This window comes from Streptomyces sp. NPDC049597 (assembly GCF_040675505.1).
In the GTDB taxonomy this organism is placed as follows: Bacteria; Actinomycetota; Actinomycetes; order Streptomycetales; family Streptomycetaceae; genus Streptomyces.
Window position 1 is genome coordinate 183,075 of the sequence record NZ_JBFAOY010000013.1, and the last position, 25,083, is coordinate 208,157.

Genomic DNA, 25,083 nt, shown 5'->3' on the forward strand with positions numbered 1-25,083 from the left:
ACTCACCCGGAGATCTCGACCGAGACGGTCGGGAACGTGGGGAACTGGAAGTCCACTTCCGTCGTGGTGTCCGGAGGTGCCGGGAACTGCATGAAGACGGGCAGCTTCTTGCCGGCGTCGACTTGGGTGAATCCGGAGGTGCACAAGCAACGTCCCTCGGTGTCACGCAGCACGTAGTAGCGCTTCTTGCCCACCTTGTCGACCAGCGTGGCGCCCCCTACGGACTGGCCACCGCCTTGAAGTTCCTGCTCTGTCCCCCGCCAGGCGGGCGTTTCGTAGAAAGCCGCAGAGCCCGTGTTCTCCACCTGGCCGTTGACGGTGACAAAGCCACCGGAATCGCGCTGGATCGAGTTGATCGTGAGAACGAGTCCGCTCGGCCCCTGGGAAGTGGCGATCACCTTGCTGGTGTCCGGCTGAGCCGAGGCGCCACCGGAGCCCTTGTCCCCCTTGTCGGACGGCTTGCTGCTGGACGAGCTCGGCGGCTCCTCCTTCTTGTCCCCGTTCCCTCCACAGCCGGCCACTGTGAGGGCCAGGGTGGCGGTCATCACCACCGCTGCCGCCCCCCTGCGGGCCTTCAGGATGCGCCGAATGCTCATGAATCGCGTTCCTTCTCTCGTCGTTCGCTGTCAATCAACCAACTGGACGTCGAAGAGGTCCTTCGCGTCAGGCAGGTCCGTCGGGTCGTCCTCGAGGTCCCAGCTCTTGGTCTTGCAGGTGAGCGTGGGAAGGACCTGGGCGTCGTCGGCGAGCTCGAACGTGCACCGAGGCTTGACCGCGGCCTTGGCGTCGGCCGTGGCGTACTCGCTCTCCGTGCCGGGGATGATCGAGTCGCCGATGGGCTTCTGCGTCCTGACGTCCGCGGTGAACGTCAGCCCCCACGGCTCGAACGTGCTGTAGCAGCGTTCCCCGTCGAGAACAGCGCCGTTCTTCGCGGCAAACTGGGCTGCCGCCCCGCACGACGCAGTGATGTCCGCCTTGCCGTCGAAGATGTCCTGCCACCTGGTCGGGTCTGCGAGGGAGTCGAGCCACTCGGCCGAGAGCTTCTCCCGAGCGTCCTGTGCCGCCGCTAGCGCCGCGGCGTCCGCCGCGCCCTGCGCGGTGTTCCTGGTGGCCGACGCCTGACCCACTGCGAAGAAGGCGAACGCGAGGAAGAGCAGGCTCCCCACCATCACCACATAGATGGGGAATGCCTGCCCTTGGTCCTTCGTGCTGCGTTCCGCCAAGCGGCTCAGCCGGCCTTGATCTTGTCGATCTGCTCGTTGATCTTTGCCGTGATCTTGCCGCCGATGCCCGTGCCCACGATCGCACCGATGATCACGACGACCACCATGATGATGCCCAGGTACTCCAGCGCGGTCTGCCCCTTGGAGCGCTCGCGGTCCGTCATGCGGCTGACGACGGTGTTCTTCCAGCCGTTGACGCGGACCTGCGTGCCGACCGCGGCCTTCAGCAGCGTGTCGTTCGACATGTCGTCCCCCTCCGGGTTCGGCCGGCCGATGGCCGGCCGACTCGTACGTCTCTCGTGCGACGCCGGAAACGTACGCTGGGGGCACGGTCTCCGAGGAGGGCCCCAGGGCCCAATCCTGGGCCCAGACAACGCGCCGGGTCCTGCCGTGTTCAGCCACGGCCCCTCCCCGGAACGCGATCGCCGCGTGCCGTGCCGATCCACACGGCGATCGCCTCGCTCCTGCTGACACTGTGCAGCTTCGCGAAGATGCGATTGATGTGGTTCTTGACCGTCTTCTCACTGATGAAGCAGGTGGCGGCGATCTGCTGATTGCTCATGCCCGACGCGATCAGGTCCATCACCTCCGCCTCCCTCGAACTCAGGCCGAACCGGTCCTTGTCACAGGCAGGTTGGGGCACGCCGGCCGAAGACCCGGCGTCACCCCCGTGCCGCACGGACGACTGTCCCATATTCGATTGCAGATGCGAAGCATCTTCGCCCGGATTCCGTGAAGTCGAGACAATCGGAGCGGCCGGATGCGGCGGCGGGGCCGGATGGCCGCCCGGGGGCGGAGCTGGTGGTGCGTACGCCGTGCCGAGTCCGTCCGGCAACGGCTGCCCGCCCCGCGGGCCGGGCGCGTGGCCGACGCGGAACTCGGCCAGGAGCGCGTTCGCCGCGGTCGCCGTGAAATGGGCGCGGCCCTCCCTCACGTCCCGTACGGCGGCGACCAGCTGGTCCGCGGTGAACTCGCCGTGCACGAGGTAGCCGCCCGCCCCCAGTCGCAGGGCCTCCTGCACGACCGCGCTCTCCCGGCTGTACGTCAGCATCATCACCGGTGCCGCCTGCACCAGATGGGGCAGGGCCGAGATGCCGTCGACGCCGGGCATGCGGACGTCGAGCAGGATGACGTCGGGCCGGTGCCGCTCGGCCGCTTCCATCGCCTGCCTGCCGTCGGCGGCCTCGGCGACGACGTGGATGTCGTCCCGCCCGCCGAGCAGGACCGTCAGCCCGGCTCTGACGACCGGGTTGTCGTCGGCGACCACCACGCGCAGGGGTGCCGGTGGAGGGAAGGGCGGGGCGGACTGCGGACCATGACCCTCGGCCCCGCCCGGCGGGTCCGAGTGGAGCGGAGTGGCGTGCGACGACGTGTGCTGCGAGGCGTGGGGGGCGATGAACTGACCCGACGTGCGTGAACTCTCGTCCGGCATCGTGCGGCCTCCTCTCGGTCGGTGCTTCGTGGCGATGGGGTGGGGGTGCGGTGTCAGGGGCCGGGCCGGTCCGGGGGCGGGCCGTCCCCGGGCAGAACGGCCGCCAGCGGCAGGTCGAGGCGTACCTCGGTGCCCGCGGCCGTCGTGCCGCGCCCGATACGGATACGGGCGCCGATGCCCGCCGCGCGTTCGACCATCCCGACGAGGCCGAAGTGGCCGGCCTTGCGCAGGGAGTCGAGCGTCGTTCCCGCGGGCAGGCCGGTGCCGTCGTCGAGGACGCTGATGCGCAGCATGCCGTCGACGATCCCGGTTTCCGCCCGCACCCGGGTGGCGTGGGCGTGGCGGCCGCTGTTCTCCAGCGCCTCGCCGGCGATCGTGAGCATCTGCCGGGCGACGGCGCGCGGGACCGGCGGTACGGGCGGGCCACCGAGCCTGCGGAACTCCGCGCCGATGCCGGTGCGCCGGGCGAAGTCGTCCACCGCGGCGTGCAGTTCCTCGGTGACGTCGACCCCGTCCGAGTGGAGGTCGTCGCTGCGGCGCAGGTCGCTGAGCAGTTCGCGGGACTCGGCCGCGGCGCGGCGCGCGGAGCGGGCGACCAGTTCGGCCTGGTGCCTGACGGTGAGGGGGTCCATGCGGTCGGCCGTGGAGGCGAGGCCGTCGGCGGCGAGTGCCAGGCCGTGCAGGGTCTTGGCGACGGAGTCGTGCATCTCCCGGGCCAGCCTGGCGCGTTCGCCGCCGACCGCCTCGTTGACGGCGAGCCGGGCCCGGGCCTCGGTGAGGGCCTGGCTCGCGGCGCCGAAGCGCAGGAGCAGATTCCGCAGGGTGACCCCTACGGCGCCGGCGACGACGCAGAAGCCCGGCAGCAGCAGGGAGTTGTTCGCGGTGGCGACGGCGTCGGAGTCCGCGCCGTACACGGTGAACAGGATCAGGGCCTGGAGGCACGCGAAGAAGGCCGCACCGCGCCACCCGTAGGCGAGCCCGGCGAGCAGCGGCGTGCAGACGGTGACATAGCCGAGGGTGCTGTCGGGACCGGCCGTGATGAGCAGGAGGGAGCCGAAGAGGGCGTCGAGGGCGAGCAGTGCGGGGTGCCTGAGCAGTAACGGTCCCCAGCGTTCCCAGTCCCGGAAGAGCCCGTAGGAGAACATGAAGGTGACGAGCACGCCGGAGGCCACCAGGTAGGTGGGCACGCCCGGGTTGGCCGCGCCCAGTGCCAGCGGGGTGGCCAGGCCGATCATCGCCAGCCGGAAGCCGAAGACCTGGCGGCACAGCGCCTGCAGGGCGTTGATCTGGAGGGCCAGGGTCGGCGTCCGGTCGGGATCGGCGGCGGCGCGGGCCAGGGAGGCCGGTCCCAGGCCTCCCGTTATCCTCCCGATGTGCAGGGCCACTGCGGTCCCCCCTCCGGCGGCGACGGCGTCACGGTGTCAGCCACCGACCGAGCTGAAGTCGGCGTCGGCACCGAAGACGAAGGCCGCGACCAGGAGGACCATGGTCGCCGGGACCATGATCGACGTGATGGTCAGCGTGGCCTTGGGGACCGCTTTGGACGCCCTGCGGCGGGCGTTCTGGGCGTCGGTGCGGCGCATGTCGGCGGCGATCTGGATCAGGGTCTCGGTGATCGGCGCGCCCAGCTCCTCGCCCTGCTGGAGGGCGGTGACGAACTGGGCGACCTGCTCCGAGTCGTTGCGCCGGCGGAGCTCGTCGAAGGCCTTGCGGCGGCCGACGCCCATGTCCATGTGGCGCAGGGTGATGCGCAGTTCGTCGGCCCAGGGGCCTTCGTACTTGTCGGCGACGCGTTCCAGTGCCTCGCGGAAGCCGAGTCCCGCGCTGACCACGACGGCGAGGACGTCGAGGAAGTCGGGCAGGGTGCGCTCGATCTGCTCCTTGCGCTGCCGGACGGCGGCGAGGATGCCGACCTCCACCCAGAACAGCCCGAACGCGACCATGAAGAGGGCGAGGAGGGGCTGGCCGCGCAGGATCATGGCGAAGGCCCCGAAGAGACCGAGGAACGCGTAGACGGCGCGGCGGGCCGCGTACCGGTCGATGGTGAGGCCGCCGGGGTTTCCGGCGAGGTCGATCCTGCGGCGGACCTTGTTGACCCGCGCGGGGCCCATCATCCGCAGCACGGCGGGTGCGTAGCGCATGCCGAGGCGGTCGACGGCGGAGCCGACCGCGGTGGTGCGGGTGGCGCCGACCTCCAGGGCGACGGCGAGGTCGCCGGGGAGCTTGGCGTCGGCGCGGTACATGCGGATGCCGTGGAAGGCTCCGACGACGCAGAGCGCCACGGCGAGGGCCAGGCCGAATGCGATCATCGGGGTGCGCCTCCTCCTCAGACGTCGATCTTGGACAGCCGGCGGATGACGAAGACGCCGAGCCCGTAGAGCACGAGGGCGACGACGACGGCGGCCTGGCCGATGAACGAGCTGGTCATGCGGTCGATCGCGCCGGGCATCACGCGGTCGAGCAGCAACAGCGCGCCGAGTCCCATGGCGGGGACCGCGTAGGCGGTCACGTTGACCTGGGACAGCTGGGTGCGGACCTCGCGCCGGGTCTCCTTGCGTTCCTCCAGCGTCTCGGTGAGGTTGCGCAGGGAGCCGACCAGGGTGCCGCCGGCCCGGTTGGACAGGACCAGGGTGGTGACGAGCACGACGAGTTCGCGGGAGGGGAGGCGTTCGGCGAGTTCTCCGAGGGCGTCGTCGAGGGAGTGGCCGACGGCCAGCTTGTCGGCGACCCGGCCCAGTTCCTCGCCGGCCGGCGCCTCCAGCTCCTCGGCGGCCATGGACAGGGCGGTGCGCAGGGCGAGGCCGGCCTGGGTGGCGTTGGCGAGGATGCGGGAGAGCTCGGGCAGCTGGTTGATGAACTTCTCGGTGCGTTTGGTGCGCTGCCAGTTGAGGAAGGCGAACGCGGCCCAGATGCCGAGCAGTCCCGCGATGGGTCCGAAGAAGGACGCGAAGAGTGTCTGCGCCGTGATCCACAGGCCGGCCGTTCCGGCGACCATGTACACGAAGAACTCGCCGGGCGTCAGGTCGAGACCGGTCGCGGCGAGGCGCAGCTCGATCTTCCTGCCGAGGCCGGTCCCCCGCAGTCTGCGGTCGACGGCCCGGAAGCGCCGCCGGCGGCCGCCGGTCTCCTCGGTGCCGCCGGTGTGGGAGAGCCGGTCGAGCAGCGTCTGGTGCCGCGAAAGGCCCGAGGACCAGGCGTGGACGCCCATCACCCCGAGCAGGCCGCACAGCAGCGTGCCGCCGATCGTGAGCAGTGCGGTACTGGTCATGCGCGCTCCCTACTTGGCCTCTCGGACGGCGAGCTGGTCCTCGTGCGCGGCGACGCCGAAGGCCTGCGGGACGGGCTGGCTCGCCATGAAGAGCCGGTCGGCGATGCGCCGTGGCAGGGGGAAGTGCTCGTACGTTCCGTGGATGCGTCCGTCCGCGCCCATCGGCCGGGCGTCGAAGCGGGCGACGGTGGCCAGCCGGTACGGCTCCTGGCCCCGGGAGTGGAGGACCGCGATCTCGCTGATCTTGCGTGCGCCGTCGGCGTGCCGGGTGAGCTGCACGATGCAGTCGACGGCGCTGTTGATCTGGTCGCGCAGCGCCTCGAAGGGGATCTTCACCTCGGACATGGAGGCCAGCGTCTGCAGCCGCATCAGCGCGTCCTCGCCGCTGTTGGCGTGGACGGTGGCGAGCGATCCGTCGTGACCGGTCGACATCGCCTGGAGCATGTCGAGGGTCTCGCCGCCGCGGACCTCGCCGACGACGATGCGGTCGGGACGCATGCGCAGGGAGTTGCGCACCAGGTCGCGGATGGTGATCCGGCCCTTGCCCTCGACGTTCGCCGGGCGGGACTCCAGGCGGATCACGTGCTGCTGCTGGAGCTGCAGTTCCGCCGAGTCCTCGATGGTGATGACCCGCTCGCCCTGCGGGATGAGTCCGGACAGCGCGTTGAGCAGGGTCGTCTTGCCGGTGCCGGTCGCTCCCGAGACGATGATGTTCAGCCTGGCCTGGACGAGCGCGGAGAGCAGATGGAGCATGTGCTCGTCGAGCGAGCCGAAACCGATCATCTCCGACAGCGTGAAGGCGCGAGGGAAGCGCCGGATGGTGAGCGTGGGGCCGGAAAGCGACAGCGGCGGGATGATGACGTTGACGCGCTCGCCCGTCGGCAGGCGGGCGTCGACCATCGGGTGGGACTCGTCGACCCTGCGGTTGACCGTCGACACGATGCGCTCGATCGTCTGCATCAGCTGCTCGGTGGAGGCGAAGCGCAGCGGCAGCAGTTCCACGCGGCCGCCGCGCTCCACGAAGATCTGGTCCGGCCCGTTCACCATGATCTCGGTGATCGACGCGTCCTCCAGGAGCGGTTCCAGTACGCCGAGGCCGAGCGCCTCGTCCACGACCCGGCGGATGAGCTGGGAGCGCTCGGACGCGGAGAGGACCGGCCCCTCACGGCTGATGATGTGCCCGAGCACACGCTCCAGCCGCGCCCGGCGTTCGGCCGCGGCCAGCCCCGACATCTCCGCGAGGTCGATCTCCTCGAGCAGCTTGGCCCGGTACGTGGCCACCAGATGGCCGTCGTCCCGTCCGCCCCCTCGGTCCTCGGGGGCCGTGATGCGTGCCCGCAGGCTCATGTGCGACTCCTTGGCGTACGGCGTACGGCGGTCTCAGTCCTTGGGCATGGTGGAACTGCGCTCGGCGTAGCCCCAGTCGCCGATCCCGGGCACGACGGAGGGGATCCTGACCCGGACGGTGGCGGTCACCTCGCCGCCTCCCGGCCGTGCGCTGTAGTCGAAGTCCCCCGGGCCGTCGGACAGCCAGTCGCTGACGGCGCTGCGGCCCGCGTGGCCGCCGTCCGTCCGCCCGTTGTCGTCGCTCTCGGCGCGTGCGGCGGCCCGTGCGGCCGTGCCCGCCTGGGCGGTGGCGTAGGCGGCGACGCCGAGCTGGACGGCGGCGAGCGCGAGGATCAGCAGCAGCGGCAGGAATCCCGCGAACTCCAGCGCCACCTGCCCGCGGTCGCTCCTCTTCGCCCCCCTCACGGCGCAGCCCCCTCGTCCACCGCACTGGCGTGGCCCTCGACCTCGAAGGGGAGGTCGACGAAGCCGGGGAACAGGACGGGGACCTTGAGCGTCACATCGGCCGCGTACATCCCGCCGGACGCGGGGCCGCAGGCGATGTCCCCGTTCCAGCTGCCCAGGTCCTCGCGGGCCGCGGACCGGCACCGCTGCTGCGACGACTGCCCGTAGGCGTCGGCCGCTCCCTGCCGCGCGCCCTCGTCGGCCGCGTTGCCGGCGCGGACGTACGTGTAGCCCAGCAGGGCCGACTGCCACAGCAGGACGCAGACGGCCGCGATGAGCGGCAGCATGCCCAGGAACTCGACCGCCACCTGCCCCCGGTCGCCGCGGCGACCGCGGGCCCGCGGAGGCTGCGGCGACCGCGGGTCACGGTCCGGCGCGGTACCGGTCCGTCCCGTGCTCGGTGGTGCGCTCAGCGGGCGCATCGCTCAACTCTCCCCCTTGAGACGGCCGCCTCGCCGGCGGCGTACGCCGATGGAGCCCCGGTCGCCCCGGAACCTGCCCGCCTTCTCCTTCCCTTCGGGCGCCTTGACGATGCCCAGCTCGCCCGCGAGGCCCCACAGCGCCTGTTTCACCGCGGACTTGGCCTCCAGGTCCTGCATGCGGCCGGCGTCGACGGCGCCCTGCAGTTCCTTGAAGTTCGCGGGGACGACGGATCGCGCGACGCGGGTGCCGGTGATCCGTTCGATCAGGGCGGGCTGAATCTCCGTGTTGCGTGTGAACCGGTTGACGAGCGTGATCGTCTCCTCGGCCTTGCGGATCTGCAGCCGGTCCCAGAGCCGGACCATGCGCTTGGCGGCCCGGACCGCCACCACGTCCGGGGTCGTCACCAGCACGGTCGTGTCGGCCATCTCGACGGCCGCCGCGTTGGCGCTGTTCATCTGGGTGCCGCAGTCGACGACCACGACCTCGTAGCGGTTGCGCAGGGCGCTGACGACCTGGCGCACCGCCCGGTCGTCGACCTCCTCGCCGCGTTCTCCGTCGGCGGGGGCGAGCAGCAGTCCGATGCCGGTGTCGTGGGTGAAGACGGCGTCCTGGAGCACGCGGGGCGATATGTCCTGGATGCCGGCGAGGTCGACGATCGACCGCCGGAACTGCACGTCCAGGTAGGAGGCCACGTCACCGGCCTGCAGGTCCATGTCCGCCAGCGCCGTCGTCATGCCCGAGGCGCGGGCGGCCAGCGCGAGCTGGACCGAGGCGAGCGTGGTGCCGACGCCTCCCTTCGCCCCGGACACGGTCACCACGACCCCGCCGGGTCCGGTGAACACGTCGCCGCTGTGGCCGAGATGGCGGCGCACGCCGAGCGACCAGGTGGCCGCGGCCTGGACGCGCTGGGTCAGTTCCTCGTACGAGAGCGGAAGCGCGACCAGTCCGCGCGCGCCGGAGTCCATGGCCGCCGAGTACAGTCCGGGGCTCGCGTCGGCGGTGACCAGGACGACGCCGACCGCGGGGAAGCGCAGCGCCACCTCCCGGATCAGCTCCAGCGCCGGCACCGGCCCGATCCGTTCGTGCACCAGCACGACCTCGGGCAGCTCGTCCAGCGACTCGCCCGCCAGGCGCGCGAGCGTGTCGAGCAGTGAGGTCGAATCGGGCACCGGCGCGGCCGGTTCGGCCTCGGGCAGCTGGCTGAGCAGGGTGGTGATGGATCGAGTGGCGTCGGCGTCGCCGACGGCCGGGAGGATGCGTGTGGTCATCCGGCCCTCACTTGTTCCTGTCCTCGTCGAGGGTGTACGTGCCTTCACCCGGACGAAGCGTGGTCGGACTGCCCTTGGCGATCAGGGCCAGGCGTACGTGGACGGCGAACGACTCGGCGAACGCCACGCGCTGGGCGTCCTGGGTGTTCAGGGCGAAGGTGATGGGCACGGCCTGTGTCGCGGTGGCGTCGCGGTCGTCGACCCTGGGCTCCAGGGCGGTGAGCCTGCCGACGTCGATGACCTTGGCGTTGGGGACGATGATCCGGGACTCGGCGACCTGGCCCTTGCCCTGCCCCTCGTCGTCGAAGGTCGCGAAGATGTTGACCAGATCGCCGGGGGTGATCTTGCCCGCGACACCGGTGGCCGCGTCGATCATGATGGCGATCTCCTGCTCGCCGTTCCCCAGGGCGGGGCGCTCGACCATCATGTCGACCTGCAGCAGCGACCCTTTGCGCAGCTGGGTGACGGCGATCTTCCCCTCGACCGCGGATATGTCGGTGACCGCACTCGGGGAGAGCCAGCGCTCGGGCATCGTGATCTTTTCGAACTGGCTCGGCTGGAGTTCCGTGTACGGCGCGACGTCCGACCTGATCCGGTAGGCCGTCGCTTCCGGCCCGACCTTGGAATTCACATCGCTGATCACCGAAAGCACGCCGACGAACGCGCCGAAGGCGCACAGGACGGACAGGAGCAGAAGAATGACACCGCGGCGCTGCCGTGAATTCATGAGCGGGACGACCTCGTGGGGAGACGGACGGTTGGCGGACGGTGCGGGGACGGCCGGTTCCGTTTCCGGGATCTCTCCCGTCACCGAGTCCGGACGACCGCCCTGGTACGGCTACGACCCTGGACGCACAGGCATTTCGTGGCTCGGGGCAGCGGGGCTCGGGGTTCGGTTCTCCGCACGCGCGAGCGGCGCCGAACAGAATCCACAGCGGTCACCGATGATTTCAAGGCCGCACCAGGAGCACTTCTCCCTTTTGACCGACGAGACGAGCTGATGGACAAGGGTGATGTCGGGCAGGTAGGCGGCGAATTCGATCATTTTCGAGGTGCCCCACCAGCGGGGCGAATCACCCGGCAGCGCCGCCTCGTGCAGCGACTGGCAGCGCCATGCGGGGGCGAGCGTCGCGGTGACCCACTCGCTCTGCAACTGCCCTTTCGCGACCATCAGCCGGTTGCCGAACTCGGGCCCGGCGAGCTCTCCGCCGCCGATCCTGATCAGGTGCGGCCGCGGATTGGCCAGGACGGCGAACTGGGAGCCCGGCACCCACGACTTGGCGTGCGAGGTGAGGCTCACCGGCACCCGGTCGAGCCTGGCGACGGAGTTCAGCAGGGCCCCGGCGTAGACGTAGTGCGCGAGGAGCCGGACCGCGGAGGCGACGATGCCCGCGCCGAAGTCGCAGACCGACAACTGGCGCAACTGGCGGACGAGCACCGCCACACCGAGCGGCGGCAGCGCCAGCTTCATCAGGGCGATGCGGTCGCTCTCCAGGACGGAGCGCACGGTGTGCAGCCTGCGTTCGTGGGCGACGGGGATCGAGTCGGGGTACGGCGCCACCACATAGCCGTGCTGGTCCAGCAGCACCTGCATGTCGACGAGCGCGGCGTCGAGGGACTGCGCGTGCGGAGGCGGCAACAGCGCGGCGGTGGGAGTGTGTTGGTCGGTGGGTGGTAGCACCAGGTCAGCACTGGTGACAGCGATCGCGGTCTGCACGCTCGTTTCCCCGTTCGAATCCGGTCGCCGAACGCACGGCGACCGCTTCCTCACTGCTCGTGCTGCTGCATCAGCACTCTAACCACGTCCTGTGAGGCAGAGAACACCTTTCAGGTCCCCCGCCGGCAACCCGTGCTCCTCACGCCCAGCCAAAGGCGGACGAAGTCGTCACTTGCCGACTCCCGTCACACCGGACGAATTGCCAGGCCCACAGCCCCCTTTGGGCCCTTGATGGGGTCCACCGGCCACGCCGGACCTTCAGCGCCGGGGACGACGTCAACGGCGAACGGCAAGGTCGACGACAACGACCAGAGGTCACGACGACCTTCACCGACGCCGCGTCGGTGGCCGTCAAGAAGGACTGGAAACCCGGTGCCGAGTGGGCAGGTTCGGCTCCGACAAGGTCGAGCTCGGGGCCGGTATCAAGGTCACCAGGTCACCCTGGTGTACGACACCCTCGGCGCCCCCGGCCGGGCTCGGGTCCTTCGGCGGGCGGCTGCTGCTGAGCCACCTGCCGAACGCGCTGTGCGTCGTGCTGTCCGTCTGGGCCGCCGCGCGGCTGCACCGGCCGCCCTTCCGGTGCGTGACCGTCCGCCACCTGACGGTGGCTCTGTCCGTCCCCGTGGCGGCCCAGGTCCTCGACGTCGCGGTCCAGTGGCGTCACCTGACCGCCGAGGGGGTGCTGATGTCCCATGCCGTGCCGGCACTCGGCTGCGTGGCGGGGTGGGCGGCCGACCGGCTTCAGGAAGGGGACTGAAACGGGCGGCCCGGAAACCGCCTTCACGCCATAGGCCTTGACAACACAATTGGTCTGGACCAACTTGTACCTCCACGGTGGCCACCGTTCCGGGTCTCGGCGCCGGATCCTCCACACCCCCCAACTCCCCCACCGGAGGCTGCAAGTGGACCGCACCACACGCGCACGCAGATGGCTAGGCGCCGGACTGGCGCTGGCCGTCGGCACCGGACTCGGTCTCATGGGCACGACCGGCACCGCGGAGGCTGCCGACGTCAACGTCGCCAGGAACGCGGGCTTCGAGGCGGGACTCGCCGGATGGAGCTGCTCCGCGGGCAGCGGGACCGCCGTCTCCTCCCCCGTGCACGGCGGCGCATCGGCTCTCAAGGCGACGCCCACCGGCCAGGACAACGCCAAGTGCACCCAGGCCGTGACCGTGAAACCCAACTCGACGTACAGGCTGAGCGCCTGGGTGCAGGGCGGCTACGCCTATCTCGGCGCGAGCGGCACCGGCACGAACGACGTGTCCACCTGGACGCCCGCGACCGACGGCTGGACCCAGCTGTCCACCTCCTTCACCACGGGCGCGAACACCACCTCGGTGACCGTCTACACCCACGGCTGGTACGGCCAGGCCGCCTACCACGCCGACGACATGAGCGTCTTCGGCCCCGACGGCGGAGGCGGCTCCGACCCCGACCCGGTCGTCCCCGCCGCCCCGGCCGCACCGACCGTCGGGACCGTGACGTCCTCCTCCGTGGCGCTGAACTGGCGGGCGGTGACCGGCGCGACCGGCTACAACGTGTACCGCGACGGAGTCAGGGTCCAGTCCGTGAGCGGCACGTCCGCCACGGTGACCGGCCTGGCCGCGAACACCGCGTACCGGTTCCAGGTGACGGCGACGAACGCGGCGGGCGAATCCGCGAAGTCGGCCGCGGTCACCGGGACCACGGCCCCCGGCGGCAACCCGGGCAACCCAGCCGTGCCCCGGCACGCCCTGACGGGCTACTGGCAGAACTTCGACAACGGCGCGAGGGTGCAGAAGCTGCGTGACGTGCCGGCGCAGTACGACATCATCGCCGTGTCGTTCGCGGACTCCACGGCCACCCCGGGCCGGATCACCTTCAACCTCGACCCGGCCGTCGGCTACTCCTCCGTCGCCGACTTCAAGGCGGACATCGCCGCCAAGAAGGCGGCGGGCAAGTCGGTGATCATCTCGGTCGGCGGCGAGAAGGGCAACGTCACCATCAACAGCGACGCCTCCGCGACGGCCTTCGCCGACAGCGCGTACGCCCTGATGCAGGAGTACGGCTTCAGCGGTGTCGACATCGACCTGGAGCACGGCATCAACGCCACGTACCTGACCAAGGCGCTGCGCCAGCTCTCCCAGAAGGCGGGCTCGTCCCTGGTGCTGACGATGGCGCCGCAGACCATCGACATGCAGAACACCGGCACCGAGTACTTCAGGACCGCGCTCGCCGTGAAGGACATCCTCACGGTGGTCAACATGCAGTACTACAACAGCGGTTCGATGCTCGGCTGCGACGGCAAGGTGTACGCGCAGGGCTCGGTGGACTTCCTCACGGCGCTCGCCTGCATCCAGCTGGAGGGCGGCCTCGACGCCTCTCAGGTCGGCCTCGGCGTCCCCGCATCGACGCGCGGGGCGGGCAGCGGCTATGTCGACCCGTCCGTCGTGAGGAACGCGCTGGACTGCCTGACCCGCGGCACCAACTGCGGCTCGTTCAAGCCCTCGAAGACGTACCCGGCCCTGCGCGGCGCCATGACCTGGTCCACCAACTGGGACGCGGCGGCCGGCAACGCCTGGTCCAACGCCGTCGGCCCGCACGTCCACAACCTGCCGTAACAGCACGTCGACCGACGAGGGCCCGTGCCGCCGTTCCCCGGCGGCACGAGCCCTCGTGGCACCCCGCTGAGCTCACCAGGGCAGGTCCCGCACCTGCTGCACGCACAGCACCACGAACAGCAGGCCCGCCCCCACCAGCATCGTGTTGCTCAGGATGCCGTTGCGCCACTGGGCCGGTGTCCGGGAGGAGTTGAGCAGCCAGAACAGGGTGAGCGCGAGGAAGGGCATGAAGAACGCGCCGATCACGCCGTAGACGATCACCAGGCCGAACGGCTGGTCCAGGAAGAGCAGCGCGATGGGCGGGAAGGTGAGCCACAGCAGGTACGCGCGGAACGGCAGCGACTTCTCCCGGCTGCCGGACGCCACCTCCGCGCCCGTCGTCGCCTCGCCCCTCTTGCGGTAGTTGGAGACGAAGTCGGCGAACATCAGGCTCACGCCGTGCCAGACACCGATCAGCGAGGTGAAGGACGTGGCGAAGAAGCCGATGAGGAACAGCTTGGCGGTGGCCGTCCCGTAGCGGTCCGCGAGGACGTCACTCAGGTCGAGCAGACCCTTGTCGCCCTTGGCCAGCGCGATGCCGGAGGAGTGCAGCAGCTCCGCGCCGACGAAGAGCATGGCGACGACGAAGATGCCGGTCGTGATGTAGGCGACGCGGTTGTCCAGGCGCATCACCTTCATCCATCCGGTGTCGGTCCAGCCCTTGGCGTTGACCCAGTAGCCGTACGCGGCCAGCGTGATGGTGCCGCCGACGCCGCCGATCAGGCCGAGCGTGTAGATCAGCGAGCCGTCCGGCAGGACCGGCGCGAGACCCGCGAAGGCGTCGCCGAGGTTGGGGGTCACCCGGACGGCCAGGTAGACGGTGACGACGAACATCACGCCGACCAGCACCGTCATGACCTTCTCGAACACGGCGTACCGGTTGAACCAGACGAACACCAGCCCGGCCAGGCCGCACAGCACGGCCCACCACTTGAGGTCCATGGTGCCCGGGAACAGGGCGTCCAGCGGGAGCGCGCTGGAGGACATCGCGGCCGCGCCGTAGACGAAGCCCCAGATGACGACGTAGACGACGAAGTAGACCGTGGTCCAGGACCCCAGGCTGCGCCAGCCGTCGAAAAGGGTCCGCCCGGTGGCGAGGTGCCAGCGCCCGGCCGCCTCCGCCAGGGAGATCTTCACGAGGCAGCCGATGACGGCGGCCCACAGGAGTGTGTAGCCGAACTTGCTGCCGGCGACGAGGGTGGCGACCAGGTCGCCGGCCCCGACGCCGGTCGCCGCCACGACGATGCCCGGTCCGATGTACCGCCAGCTCGCCTTGCGCGGGCGGGAGATGGCCTCGCCCGTGCTCTCTTCGGTGGTGCCTGACATGCGCAGCCGCCTTCCCGCTCGTCCCTCGATGTGACTGGGTTACCCAAGCCGGACGCCGGTGATCCCACAAGGGGCCCGGCAAGGTGTTCGACATCCGGCGCGCGGGCGTATGGCCGGGAGTTGCTATTGACCGGAGCATGCCAGGGACGCACCATGAGCGCGCGAGCCACCGCCGCCGTGACCGCACACGCGCACACCCGTACCCCGCGCACCCACACCCCGCACCGCACTGAGCAACCCCCCACACCTCAGGAGCAGTTGCATGCGAATCAGCCCCCTGGGCAAACGGTCCGCCGCATTCGCGGCCGTCGTCGCCCTCGCCCTGGCAGCACCCCTGACCGCGAGCGCGTCGCCGCCGGCCGACCGGCCGGCGCCGGCCACCGCCGGTGAGGAGGACCGCACCCGGCAGTACCGCATCCACGGCCCCGACAGCGCCGCCGACCGCACGGCCGTCGCCGCCACCGGGGTGTCCGTCGACGAGGTCGACGACCACACGATCGTCGTCAGCGCCACCGCCGACCAGGCGAAGCGGCTGCGCGCCCTCGGACACACCCTCACGGCCCTGCCCGGGCCGCCGGACCGCTCGGCGAGGGCCGGCGTCAAGCCGTTCGACTTCCCCTCGGCCGACGCCAAGTACCACAACTACGCCGAGATGACGGCCGAGATCAACCAGCGCATCGCCCAGTACCCGTCCATCATGAGCAAGCGCGTCATCGGCAAGAGCTATCAGGGACGCGACATCGTCGCCGTCAAGATCAGCGACAACGTGGCGACCGACGAGAACGAGCCCGAGGTCCTGTTCACCCACCACCAGCACGCGCGCGAGCACCTCACCGTGGAGATGGCGCTCTACCTGCTGCGCGAGTTCGGCGAGGACTACGGCAGCGACGCGCGGGTCACGAACGCCGTGAACGGCCGCGAGATCTGGATCGTGCCCGACCTCAACCCGGACGGCGGCGAGTACGACATCGCCACCGGCTCCTACCGCAGCTGGCGCAAGAACCGGCAGCCCAACTCCGGTTCGTCATACGTCGGCACGGACATGAACCGCAACTGGAACCACAAGTGGGGCTGCTGCGGCGGCTCCTCGGGCTCCCCCGGCTCCGACACCTACCGGGGCGCCTCCCCCGAGTCGGCGCCCGAGGTGAAGGTCGTCGCGGACTTCGTCCGGTCCCGGGCCGTCGGAGGCAGGCAGCAGATCAGGACGGCCATCGACTTCCACACCTACAGCGAGCTGGTGCTGTGGCCGTACGGGTACACGTACAGCGACACCGCCGCCGGCATGACGCAGGACGACCGCGACGCCTTCGCCGCCGTCGGCCGGAAGATGGCGGCGAGCAACGGCTACACGGCCGAGCAGTCGAGCGACCTCTACATCACGGACGGCTCCATCGACGACTGGCTGTGGGGCAACCAGAAGATCTTCGGCTACACCTTCGAGATGTACCCGTCCGGCTTCGGGGGAGGCGGCTTCTACCCGCCCGACGAGGTGATCGAGCGCGAGACCTCCCGCAACCGGGACGCCGTGCTCCAGCTGCTGGAGAACTCGGACTGCATGTACAGGTCGATCGGCAAGGAGTCCCAGTACTGCACCGGCTGATCCCCTGACACCGGCTGCTCCCCGGCCGGAGCGCCCCGGGGCCGACGGCCCCGGGGCGCCCGTCCGTACGCCCCGCCCGCTACAGGACGAGGCTGAGCGCCGCCGCCACCGCGAAGCCCGCGACCGACAGCACGGACTCCAGCACCGTCCAGGACTTCAGGGTGTCCCGCTCCGAGATGCCGAAGTACTTGGCGACGATCCAGAACCCGCCGTCGTTGACGTGCGAGGCGAAGATCGAGCCCGCCGAGATCGCCATGATGACCAGCGCCAGGAACGGCTGCGAGTGGTCGCCGTTCTCGACCAGCGGCACGACGATGCCCGCGGTGGTGACGATCGCGACGGTCGCCGATCCCTGCGCCACGCGCAGCACCAGCGATATGAGGTACGCGAGGACGATGACGGGCAGGCCCACGTCGTTGAAGGTGTCCGACAGCGCCTGGGCGACGCCGCTGGCCTTGAGCACCGCGCCGAAGACGCCGCCCGCGCCGACGACGAGCAGGATGTTGCCGACTGGCTTGAGGGACTGCGTGGACACCGATTCGAGGGACCTGCGGGTCCAGCCGCGCCGGATGCCCAGCAGCCAGTACGCCATGACCAGCGCGATCGTCAGGGCGACGAAGGGGCTGCCGAAGAACTCGATGACCGAGCGCGGGGTGGAGGGGGCGAGCGTGATGGAGGAGAACGTCGCGGCGAGGATGAGGATCAGCGGCGTACCGATGATGGTGAGCACGGTCCCCAGCGAGACCGGCGCCTCCTGGGGGGTCCGGCCGGCGGCGGCCTGCTCGGCGTGGACGGCGGCCCTGGCGTCCTCGGCGGCCTCCACCATGTCCTGCGGGACCTCGACGAACAGCCGCTTGCCGATCCAGGCGGCGTAGCCCCAGGCCGCGAGCACGGCGGGGATGCCGACCACGATGCCCATGACGATGACCCAGCCGAGGGAGACGCGGAACAGGCCGGCGGCGGCGACCGGACCGGGGTGCGGAGGCAGGAAGGCGTGGGTCATCGACAGACCGGCGAGCAGCGGCATCGCGTAGAGGATGATCGACTTGCCGGACCGCTTGGCGGCCGCGTAGACGATCGGCGCGAGGACGAAGATGCCGACGTCGAAGAAGACCGGGATGCCGAAGATCAGGCCGGTGAGGCCCATGGCGAGCGGGGCGCGCTTCTCGCCGAACAGGCCGAGCAGGCGCGAACTCAGCACCTCGGCGCCGCCCGACACCTCGAGTATCGCGCCGAGCATCGTGCCGAGGCCGATGATGATGGCGACGTGGCCGAGGATGCCGCCCATGCCGGTCTCGATGACGGAGACGGCGGCCGACCGCTGGACGGTGCCGAAGAGTTCGGTGACGGACAGGCCCGCGGCGAGTCCGACCGCGATGGACACGGCGAGCAGCGCGACGAACGGCTGCAGCCGCACCTTGATGATCAGTACGAGAAGCAGGGCGATGCCGAGCGCGGCGACGGTGAGCAGGCCTGCGGTGCCGTCGATGAGGGTGAGCAGACCACCGGTGTGCGGGGTGGGAGGTGGGGGTGCGTCAGCGGCGATGAGCATGGGCGGGGTGTCCGTTCCGGGCGGTTTCGGGCAAGGGGGATCGCGGCACGGCGCGTCGGGGAGGAGCGCCGTGCCGTACTGCGGGGGGTTCAGAAGGATCAGTCCAGGACTGCCAGGGCGTCGATCTCGATGAGCAGGCCGGCGGGGAGGCCGACGTAGACCGTCGTACGGGCGGCGGGGGCCACCGTCAGGTCCTTGAAGTACTCGTTGTAGATCTCGTTCATCTCGGCGAAGTGGGCCGTGTCGGTGAGGTAGACGCGGATCATCATCACGTCGTCCCAGGACGCGCCGCCCTCTTCGAGGATCGCCTTGACGTTGGCGAGGGTCTGCAGGGTCTGCTCGCGCAGGGTCGGTCCGGCCGGGGTGGGCGCCTGGCCCTCGACGGCCGGGAGGAAGCCGACCTGTCCGGCGACCTGGAGGATGTTGCCCTTCCTGACGCCATGGGAGAACTTCGCGGGCGGCGCGGTGTGGGTGCTCGGGGTGATCGCGGTCTTCTCGCTCATGCGCGTGCTTCCTTCTGAGGGGTGTGGCCTGAGTACTCCCGCGTGATGACGTCGGCGGTGCGCCGCACCAGCGGGAGAAGGGTGAGGAGTTCGTCGGCGGTGACGACGACGTTCGGCGCGGACACCGACATGGCGGCGACGGCCCGGCCGTCCGCACCGCGGATGGGGGCCGCGATGCAGTTGATCGACTCCTCGTGGCCGCCGAGGTCGGTGGCCCAGCCCTGTTCGCGCACGGCTGCCAGCTCCTTGAGGAAGGCGCCGGCGTTCGGCGTCGAACGGGGCGTGTACATGGGGTAGTCGAGCTTCTCGGCGACGGCGCGCCGCTCGGGCTCGGGGAGGTCGGCCAGCAGCAGCTTGGCCACGGCCGCGACGGTGATGGCGACGGGCTTGCCGATCCGGGAGTACATCCGGACCGGGTAGCGGCTCTCGACCTTGTCGATGTAGAGGACTTCGCTCTCCTCGTGCACCGCGAGGTGGACGGTGTGCCCGATCTGCTCGTTGAGGGCGACGAGGTGGGGGTGCGCGATCTCGCGTACGTCGAGGTTCTCGACGGCCTCCTGCGCGAGGGCGATCAGCCGGGCGCCGAGGCGGTAGCGCTGGTCCTGCTGGCGGTAGACGAGGCCGTGCTCGTGCAGCGTGCGCAGCAGGCGCAGCGCGGTGGACTTGTGGACGCCGAGCCGGTCGGCGACCTGTCCGAGGTCGGCGGGGCCCTGCGCGAGCAGCGGCAGGATGCTCAGCGCGCGGTCGACTGTCTGGCTCATGGTGTACCTACCTCCTGGTCCGCCCCCGTCCACCCGGGGCCGAGGTGCAGTTTCCCCCAGGCGTCGTCGTCGAGGGCGACGAGCCGGTCGGTGTGCGCGGCGGCGGGAGGGGTGCCCAGGTCACCGGCGACGGTGAGGGCGGCGGCGGCGTACAGGTGCCCGTGCCGGAGCCGGTCCCTCACGGACAGCCCGCGGAGGCTGCCGCCGAGGAACCCGGCGGCGAAGGCGTCCCCGGCCCCGGTGGCGGCGACGACGCGTACGGCCGGGGCGGCCACGTGCGTGACGCTGTCGCCGTCCGGAGCCGTTCGCCTCCCCGCGCCTTCCCGGGACCGGGCTTCGCCCGCACCCGTACCGCCCTGCGGGCGGTGTTCGGGAATCCGCCCCGGACCCCGCCCCTCCGTCTCCCCCGACGGCCTGGCGGCCGTGGGAGGTGCCCCCGCCGGGGCCGGATCGCGGCCCGTCCGGGGGTCCCCCCAGGCAAGGGCACCACGCGAAGCGCGGTACGGGTCCGGGGCGTGCCCCGGTTCCGGATGAGGCAGGGAGGGGAACGGCTCACCACGCGTGAACGCCACCGCGCCCGCCGCGCCCCGCTTCACCACCAGCACCGACGGCTCCGGCAGCACCGCGCGGATCGCGTCGGCGCCCCGCAGGCCCCACGCCTCCTCCGCCTCGTCCTCGCCCACGAACACGATGTCCGCGCCCCGGGCGAGCTCCAGCAGCACCCGTGCGCCGGACGACGGGTCGCGCCACAGGCCCGGCCGGTGGTTCACGTCGAAGGAGACGGGCGGACGGCCGTCCCGTCGTACGGTCAACTCCCGCATCAGCGCGAGGCAGTCGGGGGACAGGGCGGCGGTGATGCCCGAGAGGTGGAGCACCCGCCCGGACCACACGTCCTCGCCCCGCACGTTCGCCGGCGACATCGCCGACGCCGCCGAGCCCGCCCGGTAGTACACGACCTCGTGGCCGTCCGCCGCCCGGTCGCCCGCCGTGCGGAAGTACACGCCCGTGGGGCGCTCGGCGTCGCGCGTGACGGCCGAGGTGTCCACCCCGTACGCCGCGATCGCCTCCACGAGGTGGTCGCCGAAACCGTCCGCGCCCACGCGCCCGACCCAGCGCGCCCGGTGGCCCGCCGCCGCGAGCGCGCACGCCACGTTGGACTCCGCGCCGCCGATGCCGCGGACGAACGACGGCACATCGGCGAGGCGGCCCTCACGGGAGGGCAGGAACGTGACCATGGACTCGCCGAGACAGACGACGTCCACGGGGGCCTGCACGCTCGCGGTCATGATCGCGGGGGCTCCTTGCCGGTCGGTCGCCGGGCACCATTGACCCGGCGTTGGCTCGGATGTTAGACAGCGCTCAGCGAAATACGCAATGGCCGTTGCAGATAATGCAACGACGCAGAGGAGGGCCCCATGGCTGCCGACAACGCGGTCGCACGACTCGCCGACGAACCGGTCGACCACCGCTTCAAGGGGCTTCCGCCCGGAGCCGAGGGCCGGACCGTCGGCGAACTCGCGGCAGCCCGGCTCAACCTCTTCACCGGCGGCTTCACCACCCCCGTCCTCGCGCTGTCCGCCGAGTCGGTGGAGCACAACCTGGCGCTCCTGGAGACGTACGCCGAGCGCCACGGCCTCGCCTTCGCCCCGCACGGCAAGACCTCCATGTCGCCGCAGCTCTTCGCGCGCCAACTGGAGTACGGCGCCTGGGGCATCACGGCCGCCGTGCCGCACCAGGTCCGCGTCTACCGGGCGTACGGGATCCAGCGGATCTTCCTGGCCAACGAGGTGGTCGACGCGGCCGCCCTGCGCTGGATCGGACAGGAGCTCGACGCCGACCCGGGCTTCCGCCTCGTCTGCTACGTCGACTCCGTGCGCGGCGTCGAGCTGATGGACCAGGCGCTGCGCGGCACGTCGCGCCCGCTGGACGTCGTCGTCGAGCTGGGCGCGGGCGAGGGGGCGCGCACGGGCGCGCGCACGGAGGCGGACTGCGCGGCGGTGGCCGACGCCGTGGCCGCCACCCGGACGCTGCGGCTGGTCGGCGTCGCCGGGTACGAGGGCGAGGTCCCGCGGGCCGACGCCGAGAGGGTCCACGCCTGGCTGCGTCGGCTGGTGGCGCTGGCGGTGGACTTCGACAAGGCGGGCCGGTTCGCGGACTCGGGCGAGATCGTGGTCAGCGCCGGTGGCAGCGCGTGGTTCGACGCGGTGGCGGACGTCTTCGCCGAGATCCCCGAACTGTCCGTGCCGGTCCTCAAGTTGCTGCGCTCCGGCGCGTACGTCTCGCACGACGACGGCCACTACCGGCATCTGACCCCCTTCAACCGGGTGCCGGACGAGGGCGCGCTCCAGCCCGCGTTCCGCCTGTGGGCGCAGGTCGTCTCGCGTCCCACCGCGGAGCAGGCGTTCGTGAACGCGGGCAAGCGGGACGCGGCGTACGACCTCGACCTCCCCCGGGCGCAGGTCGTCCGCGACGCCCGCACCGGCGAGATCCGCCCGGCCGACGGCCTGACGGTCACGGCCCTGTCCGACCAGCACGGCTGGCTGCGGACCGAGCCGGGGGCGCGGCTGGAGGTCGGCGACTGGGTGGGGCTGGGACTGTCGCACCCCTGCACGAGCTTCGACAAGTGGCAGCTGATTCCGCTGGTGGAGGCGGACGGCACGGTCACGGACTACATCCGCACGTTCTTCTGAGCGGGATCCGTTCCGCCGGCCCCGAGAGGACCCCCATGGACCTGGTCATCCGCGACGTGCGCGTCATCGACGGCAGCGGCGGCGCCTCCTACCGCGCCGACGTCGGCCTCGCCCGCGGCCGCGTCGCCGCGATACGCCGGGAGGGCGACCCCGCCCTCTCCGGCGCCCGCACGCTCGACGCCCACGGCCTCGCGCTCTGCCCCGGCTTCATCGACATGCACGCCCACAGCGACCTCGCCCTGCTGCGCGACCCCGACCACAGCGCCAAGGCCGCCCAGGGTGTGACCCTCGAAGTGCTGGGGCAGGACGGTCTGTCGTACGCCCCCGTCGACGACGCCACGCTCGCCCAGGTCCGCACGGCGATCACCGGCTGGAACGGCGGTGCGCCCGGAGACACGACCGTCGACTTCGACTGGCGCACGGTCGGCGAGTACCTCGACAGGCTCGACCGCGGCATCGCCGTGAACGCCGCGTACCTCGTCCCGCAGGGCACGGTCCGCATGTACGCCATGGGCTGGGAGGACCGTCCCGCCACCGACGCCGAGCTGGCCCGGATGAAGCAGCTCGTCGCCGAGGGGCTGGAGCAGGGCGCCGTCGGCCTCTCGTCGGGGCTGACGTACACGCCAGGGATGTACGCGAACGACTCCGAACTCACCGAGCTGTGCCGCGTCGTGGCCGCGTACGACGGCTACTACTGCCCCCACCACCGCTCCTACGGCGCGGGCGCCCTCGAGGCGTACGAGGAGATGGCGGCGCTCACCCGCGAGGCGGGCTGCGCGCTCCATCTCGCCCACGCCACCATGAACTTCGGAGTCAACAAGGGCCGGGCCCCGGAGCTGCTGGCCCTTCTCGACGACGCGCTGGACGCGGGCGCGGACATCACGCTGGACACCTACCCGTACACCCCCGGCTGCACGACGCTCGTCGCCGTGCTGCCGAGCTGGGCGGGCGAGGGCGGTCCCGACGCGGTGCTCGCCCGGCTCCGGGACGACGAGACCGCGGAGCGGATCCGCCACCACCTGGAGGAGATCGGCTCCGACGGCTGCCACGGCGTGCCGGTCGAGTGGGACACGATCGAGATCTCGGGCGTGAGCGACCCCGCCCTGACGGACCACGTCGGCCGCACGGTGCTCGAGTCCGCGAAGGCGCGCGGCGAGGAGCCGTGGGTCACCGCCCGGCGCCTGCTGATCGCCGACCGGCTGGGTTCGACGATCCTGCAGCACGTCGGCCACGAGGAGAACGTCCGCGCGATCATGCGCCACCGCGTCCACACCGGCGGCAGCGACGGCATCCTCCAGGGTCTCAAGCCGCATCCGCGCGCTTACGGCACCTTCCCGCACTACCTGGGCCGGTACGCCCGTGACCTGGGCATCCTGTCCCTGGAGGAGACGGTCGCCCATCTGACCTCGCGCCCCGCTGCCCGCCTGCGGCTGCCCGACCGCGGCCTGGTGCGCGAGGGGCACCGCGCCGACCTCGTCCTGTTCGACCCCGACACGGTCGCGGCCGGCTCCACCTTCGACGCCCCGCGCACCCTTCCGACGGGCATCCCGCATGTGCTGATCGACGGCCGGTTCGTGATCGAGGACGGGGTCCGTACGGATGTGCTCGCCGGCCGCTCCGTACGGCGCACCCCGCGCTGACGCGCACGTCCGAGGAGCCGGGGACAGCGGCTAGTTCACGCCGCGCGGGCGGAACTGCACGCTGATCCGCGGTCCCACCGGACGCGCCGTCTTCGGCACGGCGTGCTCCCACGTGCGCTGGCAGGAGCCGCCCATCACGATCAGATCGCCGTGCCCGAGCGGGCGGCGGACCTGGATGCCGCCGCCGTGCAGCGGCCGCAGGACGAGATCGCGCGGGTCGCCGACGGACACGATGGCGACCATGGTGTCCTCCCGGGCTCCCCTACCGATCCGGTCGCCGTGCCAGGCGACGCTGTCGTGGCCGTCACGGTAGTAGCAGAGCCCGGCCGTGGCGAAGGGCTCGCCCAGTTCGTCCGCGTAGTGGCGGGACAGGGCGTCCCGCGCCTGTTCCAGCACGGGGTGCGGCAGGGGGTCGTCCTCGCCGTAGTAGGCGAGCAGCCGGGGGACGTCCACGGTGCGCTCGTACATCCGGCGCCGCTCGGCACGCCACGGCACGGTGCCGACCAGCGCGTCGAACAGCAGGTCGGCCCCGGTGAGCCAGCCCGGGAGCCCGTCGAGCCACGCCCCCTGACCGAGGACCGTGCGGCGCACGCCGTCCAGAGGCGCGAGGCCGATCTCGTCGGCCTGGTCGAAGAGCGAAGCCTGCAGATGTACGGCCATGCTCTCCACAGTAAACCCATATCCGAACGTACGATCGAAGAGTGGCGTTCGCCTGGGGCGGCACAGGGCCGGAGCCGAGCGCGGCCTGCGCCGACGACGCCGATCTCCTCCTCAAGGGTCTGACTTCGCCCCGATCCGTTACCGGTGTCCGTTTGCGGCGTTGAACGAGGAGTGAAGGCCGCAAATCCCTGTGGCCTCCTCTGTTCCTTACAAGGAGAAGTTGATGTCGCGTATCGCGAAGGCCGCCGCCGTTGTCGCCAGCACGGGCGCCATCCTTGCCGGCGGTGCCGGTATGGCTGCCGCCGACGCCGGGACCCTCGGTGAGGCCGTCGGTTCCCCGGGCGTCGCCTCGGGCAACCAGCTCCAGGTCCCCGTCCACCTGCCGACCAACCTGTGCGGGACCACGGTGGACGCCATCGCGCTGCTCAACCCTGCCTTCGGCACCACCTGCCTCAACGGCGACGGCGCCCTCTGAGCACCGCTCCACCGGTCGCGGGGGCCCCCGACCACCACGCGGGGGGCCCGGACCCCGGAGTTCGGCACCCCAGTGACCCACCGGAAAAACCCCCCCAGGGCCGCGGACAGGCCGG

Annotated in this window: 25 protein-coding genes; 6 read left to right on the forward strand and 19 right to left on the reverse strand. The window is 71.2% G+C overall.

Annotation, left to right across the window (positions count from 1 at the left end):
• Positions 1–2 precede the first annotated feature (2 nt).
• From AB0K02_RS17550 to AB0K02_RS17610, 13 genes are all read right to left on the reverse strand, one after another.
• On the reverse strand, positions 3–596 hold the full coding sequence (locus AB0K02_RS17550) for a hypothetical protein (RefSeq protein ID WP_365993329.1): 594 nt from the start codon (positions 594–596) through the stop codon (positions 3–5).
• A gap of 30 nt (positions 597–626) precedes the next feature.
• On the reverse strand, positions 627–1,223 hold the full coding sequence (locus AB0K02_RS17555; protein WP_365993330.1) for a pilus assembly protein TadG-related protein: 597 nt from the start codon (positions 1,221–1,223) through the stop codon (positions 627–629).
• A 5-nt stretch (positions 1,224–1,228) separates the two neighbouring features.
• Complete coding sequence (locus AB0K02_RS17560; protein ID WP_365993331.1) at positions 1,229–1,468, reverse strand: hypothetical protein; 240 nt, start codon at positions 1,466–1,468, stop codon at positions 1,229–1,231.
• Positions 1,469–1,617: 149 nt separating this feature from the next.
• Entirely contained in the window at positions 1,618–2,655 is a 1,038-nt protein-coding gene (locus tag AB0K02_RS17565; RefSeq protein WP_365993332.1) for a response regulator transcription factor, read from the reverse strand.
• A 53-nt stretch (positions 2,656–2,708) separates the two neighbouring features.
• Positions 2,709–4,007 (reverse strand): histidine kinase, encoded by a 1,299-nt coding sequence (locus tag AB0K02_RS17570; RefSeq protein WP_365993360.1) that lies wholly within the window; start codon positions 4,005–4,007, stop codon positions 2,709–2,711.
• Positions 4,008–4,076: 69 nt separating this feature from the next.
• Positions 4,077–4,961: a DUF5936 domain-containing protein gene (locus AB0K02_RS17575; RefSeq protein WP_365993362.1), complete on the reverse strand. Its 885-nt coding sequence runs from the start codon at positions 4,959–4,961 to the stop codon at positions 4,077–4,079.
• 20 nt (positions 4,962–4,981) lie between these two features.
• Positions 4,982–5,923: a type II secretion system F family protein gene (locus AB0K02_RS17580; protein WP_365993333.1), complete on the reverse strand. Its 942-nt coding sequence runs from the start codon at positions 5,921–5,923 to the stop codon at positions 4,982–4,984.
• A gap of 9 nt (positions 5,924–5,932) precedes the next feature.
• The gene (locus tag AB0K02_RS17585; RefSeq protein ID WP_365993334.1) at positions 5,933–7,270 is read right to left on the reverse strand and encodes a CpaF family protein; all 1,338 of its coding nucleotides are present in this window, start codon (positions 7,268–7,270) and stop codon (positions 5,933–5,935) included.
• Positions 7,271–7,303: 33 nt separating this feature from the next.
• On the reverse strand, positions 7,304–7,675 hold the full coding sequence (locus AB0K02_RS17590) for a TadE/TadG family type IV pilus assembly protein (protein ID WP_365993335.1): 372 nt from the start codon (positions 7,673–7,675) through the stop codon (positions 7,304–7,306).
• The gene (locus AB0K02_RS17595; RefSeq protein WP_365993336.1) at positions 7,672–8,022 is read right to left on the reverse strand and encodes a TadE/TadG family type IV pilus assembly protein; all 351 of its coding nucleotides are present in this window, start codon (positions 8,020–8,022) and stop codon (positions 7,672–7,674) included. Before AB0K02_RS17595 ends, AB0K02_RS17590 begins: the two co-directional genes overlap by 4 nt.
• Positions 8,023–8,139: 117 nt before the next feature.
• Positions 8,140–9,405: an AAA family ATPase gene (locus AB0K02_RS17600; protein ID WP_365993337.1), complete on the reverse strand. Its 1,266-nt coding sequence runs from the start codon at positions 9,403–9,405 to the stop codon at positions 8,140–8,142.
• Positions 9,406–9,412: 7 nt separating this feature from the next.
• Complete coding sequence (cpaB, locus tag AB0K02_RS17605; protein WP_365993338.1) at positions 9,413–10,132, reverse strand: Flp pilus assembly protein CpaB; 720 nt, start codon at positions 10,130–10,132, stop codon at positions 9,413–9,415.
• Positions 10,133–10,243: 111 nt separating this feature from the next.
• Positions 10,244–11,122 carry a hypothetical protein gene (locus tag AB0K02_RS17610; RefSeq protein WP_365993339.1) on the reverse strand — a complete coding sequence of 293 codons (879 nt, stop codon included), beginning with the start codon at positions 11,120–11,122 and terminating at the stop codon, positions 10,244–10,246.
• A gap of 379 nt (positions 11,123–11,501) precedes the next feature.
• Here AB0K02_RS17610 and AB0K02_RS17615 point away from each other — a divergent pair, with 379 nt between their 5' ends.
• Positions 11,502–11,879 carry a hypothetical protein gene (locus AB0K02_RS17615; RefSeq protein ID WP_365993340.1) on the forward strand — a complete coding sequence of 126 codons (378 nt, stop codon included), beginning with the start codon at positions 11,502–11,504 and terminating at the stop codon, positions 11,877–11,879.
• Between the two features lie 145 nt (positions 11,880–12,024).
• Positions 12,025–13,722 carry a glycoside hydrolase family 18 protein gene (locus tag AB0K02_RS17620; protein WP_365993341.1) on the forward strand — a complete coding sequence of 566 codons (1,698 nt, stop codon included), beginning with the start codon at positions 12,025–12,027 and terminating at the stop codon, positions 13,720–13,722.
• A gap of 72 nt (positions 13,723–13,794) precedes the next feature.
• On the opposite strand, the gene AB0K02_RS17625 is transcribed toward AB0K02_RS17620, so the two are convergent.
• Complete coding sequence (locus AB0K02_RS17625) at positions 13,795–15,087, reverse strand: Nramp family divalent metal transporter (RefSeq protein WP_365993342.1); 1,293 nt, start codon at positions 15,085–15,087, stop codon at positions 13,795–13,797.
• Between the two features lie 262 nt (positions 15,088–15,349).
• Between AB0K02_RS17625 and AB0K02_RS17630 the strand changes: the two genes are divergently transcribed.
• Complete coding sequence (locus AB0K02_RS17630; protein WP_365993343.1) at positions 15,350–16,687, forward strand: M14 family metallopeptidase; 1,338 nt, start codon at positions 15,350–15,352, stop codon at positions 16,685–16,687.
• A gap of 79 nt (positions 16,688–16,766) precedes the next feature.
• On the opposite strand, the gene AB0K02_RS17635 is transcribed toward AB0K02_RS17630, so the two are convergent.
• From AB0K02_RS17635 to AB0K02_RS17650, 4 genes are all read right to left on the reverse strand, one after another.
• The gene (locus AB0K02_RS17635; RefSeq protein WP_365993344.1) at positions 16,767–18,239 is read right to left on the reverse strand and encodes a gluconate:H+ symporter; all 1,473 of its coding nucleotides are present in this window, start codon (positions 18,237–18,239) and stop codon (positions 16,767–16,769) included.
• A 98-nt stretch (positions 18,240–18,337) separates the two neighbouring features.
• Positions 18,338–18,742, reverse strand: coding sequence for a RidA family protein (locus AB0K02_RS17640; RefSeq protein ID WP_307713727.1), 405 nt, complete (start codon positions 18,740–18,742; stop codon positions 18,338–18,340).
• Complete coding sequence (locus tag AB0K02_RS17645; protein WP_365993345.1) at positions 18,739–19,503, reverse strand: IclR family transcriptional regulator; 765 nt, start codon at positions 19,501–19,503, stop codon at positions 18,739–18,741. The genes AB0K02_RS17640 and AB0K02_RS17645 overlap by 4 nt, the downstream gene beginning before the upstream one ends.
• Positions 19,500–20,789 carry a sugar kinase gene (locus AB0K02_RS17650; RefSeq protein WP_365993346.1) on the reverse strand — a complete coding sequence of 430 codons (1,290 nt, stop codon included), beginning with the start codon at positions 20,787–20,789 and terminating at the stop codon, positions 19,500–19,502. Before AB0K02_RS17650 ends, AB0K02_RS17645 begins: the two co-directional genes overlap by 4 nt.
• A 129-nt stretch (positions 20,790–20,918) precedes the next feature.
• On the opposite strand from AB0K02_RS17650, the gene AB0K02_RS17655 reads away from it, so the two are divergent.
• On the forward strand, positions 20,919–22,193 hold the full coding sequence (locus tag AB0K02_RS17655; protein WP_365993347.1) for an amino acid deaminase: 1,275 nt from the start codon (positions 20,919–20,921) through the stop codon (positions 22,191–22,193).
• 35 nt (positions 22,194–22,228) lie between these two features.
• Positions 22,229–23,833: a D-aminoacylase gene (locus AB0K02_RS17660; protein ID WP_365993348.1), complete on the forward strand. Its 1,605-nt coding sequence runs from the start codon at positions 22,229–22,231 to the stop codon at positions 23,831–23,833.
• A gap of 30 nt (positions 23,834–23,863) precedes the next feature.
• Here AB0K02_RS17660 and AB0K02_RS17665 read toward each other — a convergent pair whose 3' ends face one another.
• Positions 23,864–24,493 (reverse strand): alpha-ketoglutarate-dependent dioxygenase AlkB, encoded by a 630-nt coding sequence (locus AB0K02_RS17665; protein ID WP_365993349.1) that lies wholly within the window; start codon positions 24,491–24,493, stop codon positions 23,864–23,866.
• 223 nt (positions 24,494–24,716) lie between these two features.
• Between AB0K02_RS17665 and AB0K02_RS17670 the strand changes: the two genes are divergently transcribed.
• Positions 24,717–24,968 (forward strand): chaplin, encoded by a 252-nt coding sequence (locus AB0K02_RS17670; RefSeq protein WP_365993350.1) that lies wholly within the window; start codon positions 24,717–24,719, stop codon positions 24,966–24,968.
• Positions 24,969–25,083 lie beyond the last annotated feature (115 nt).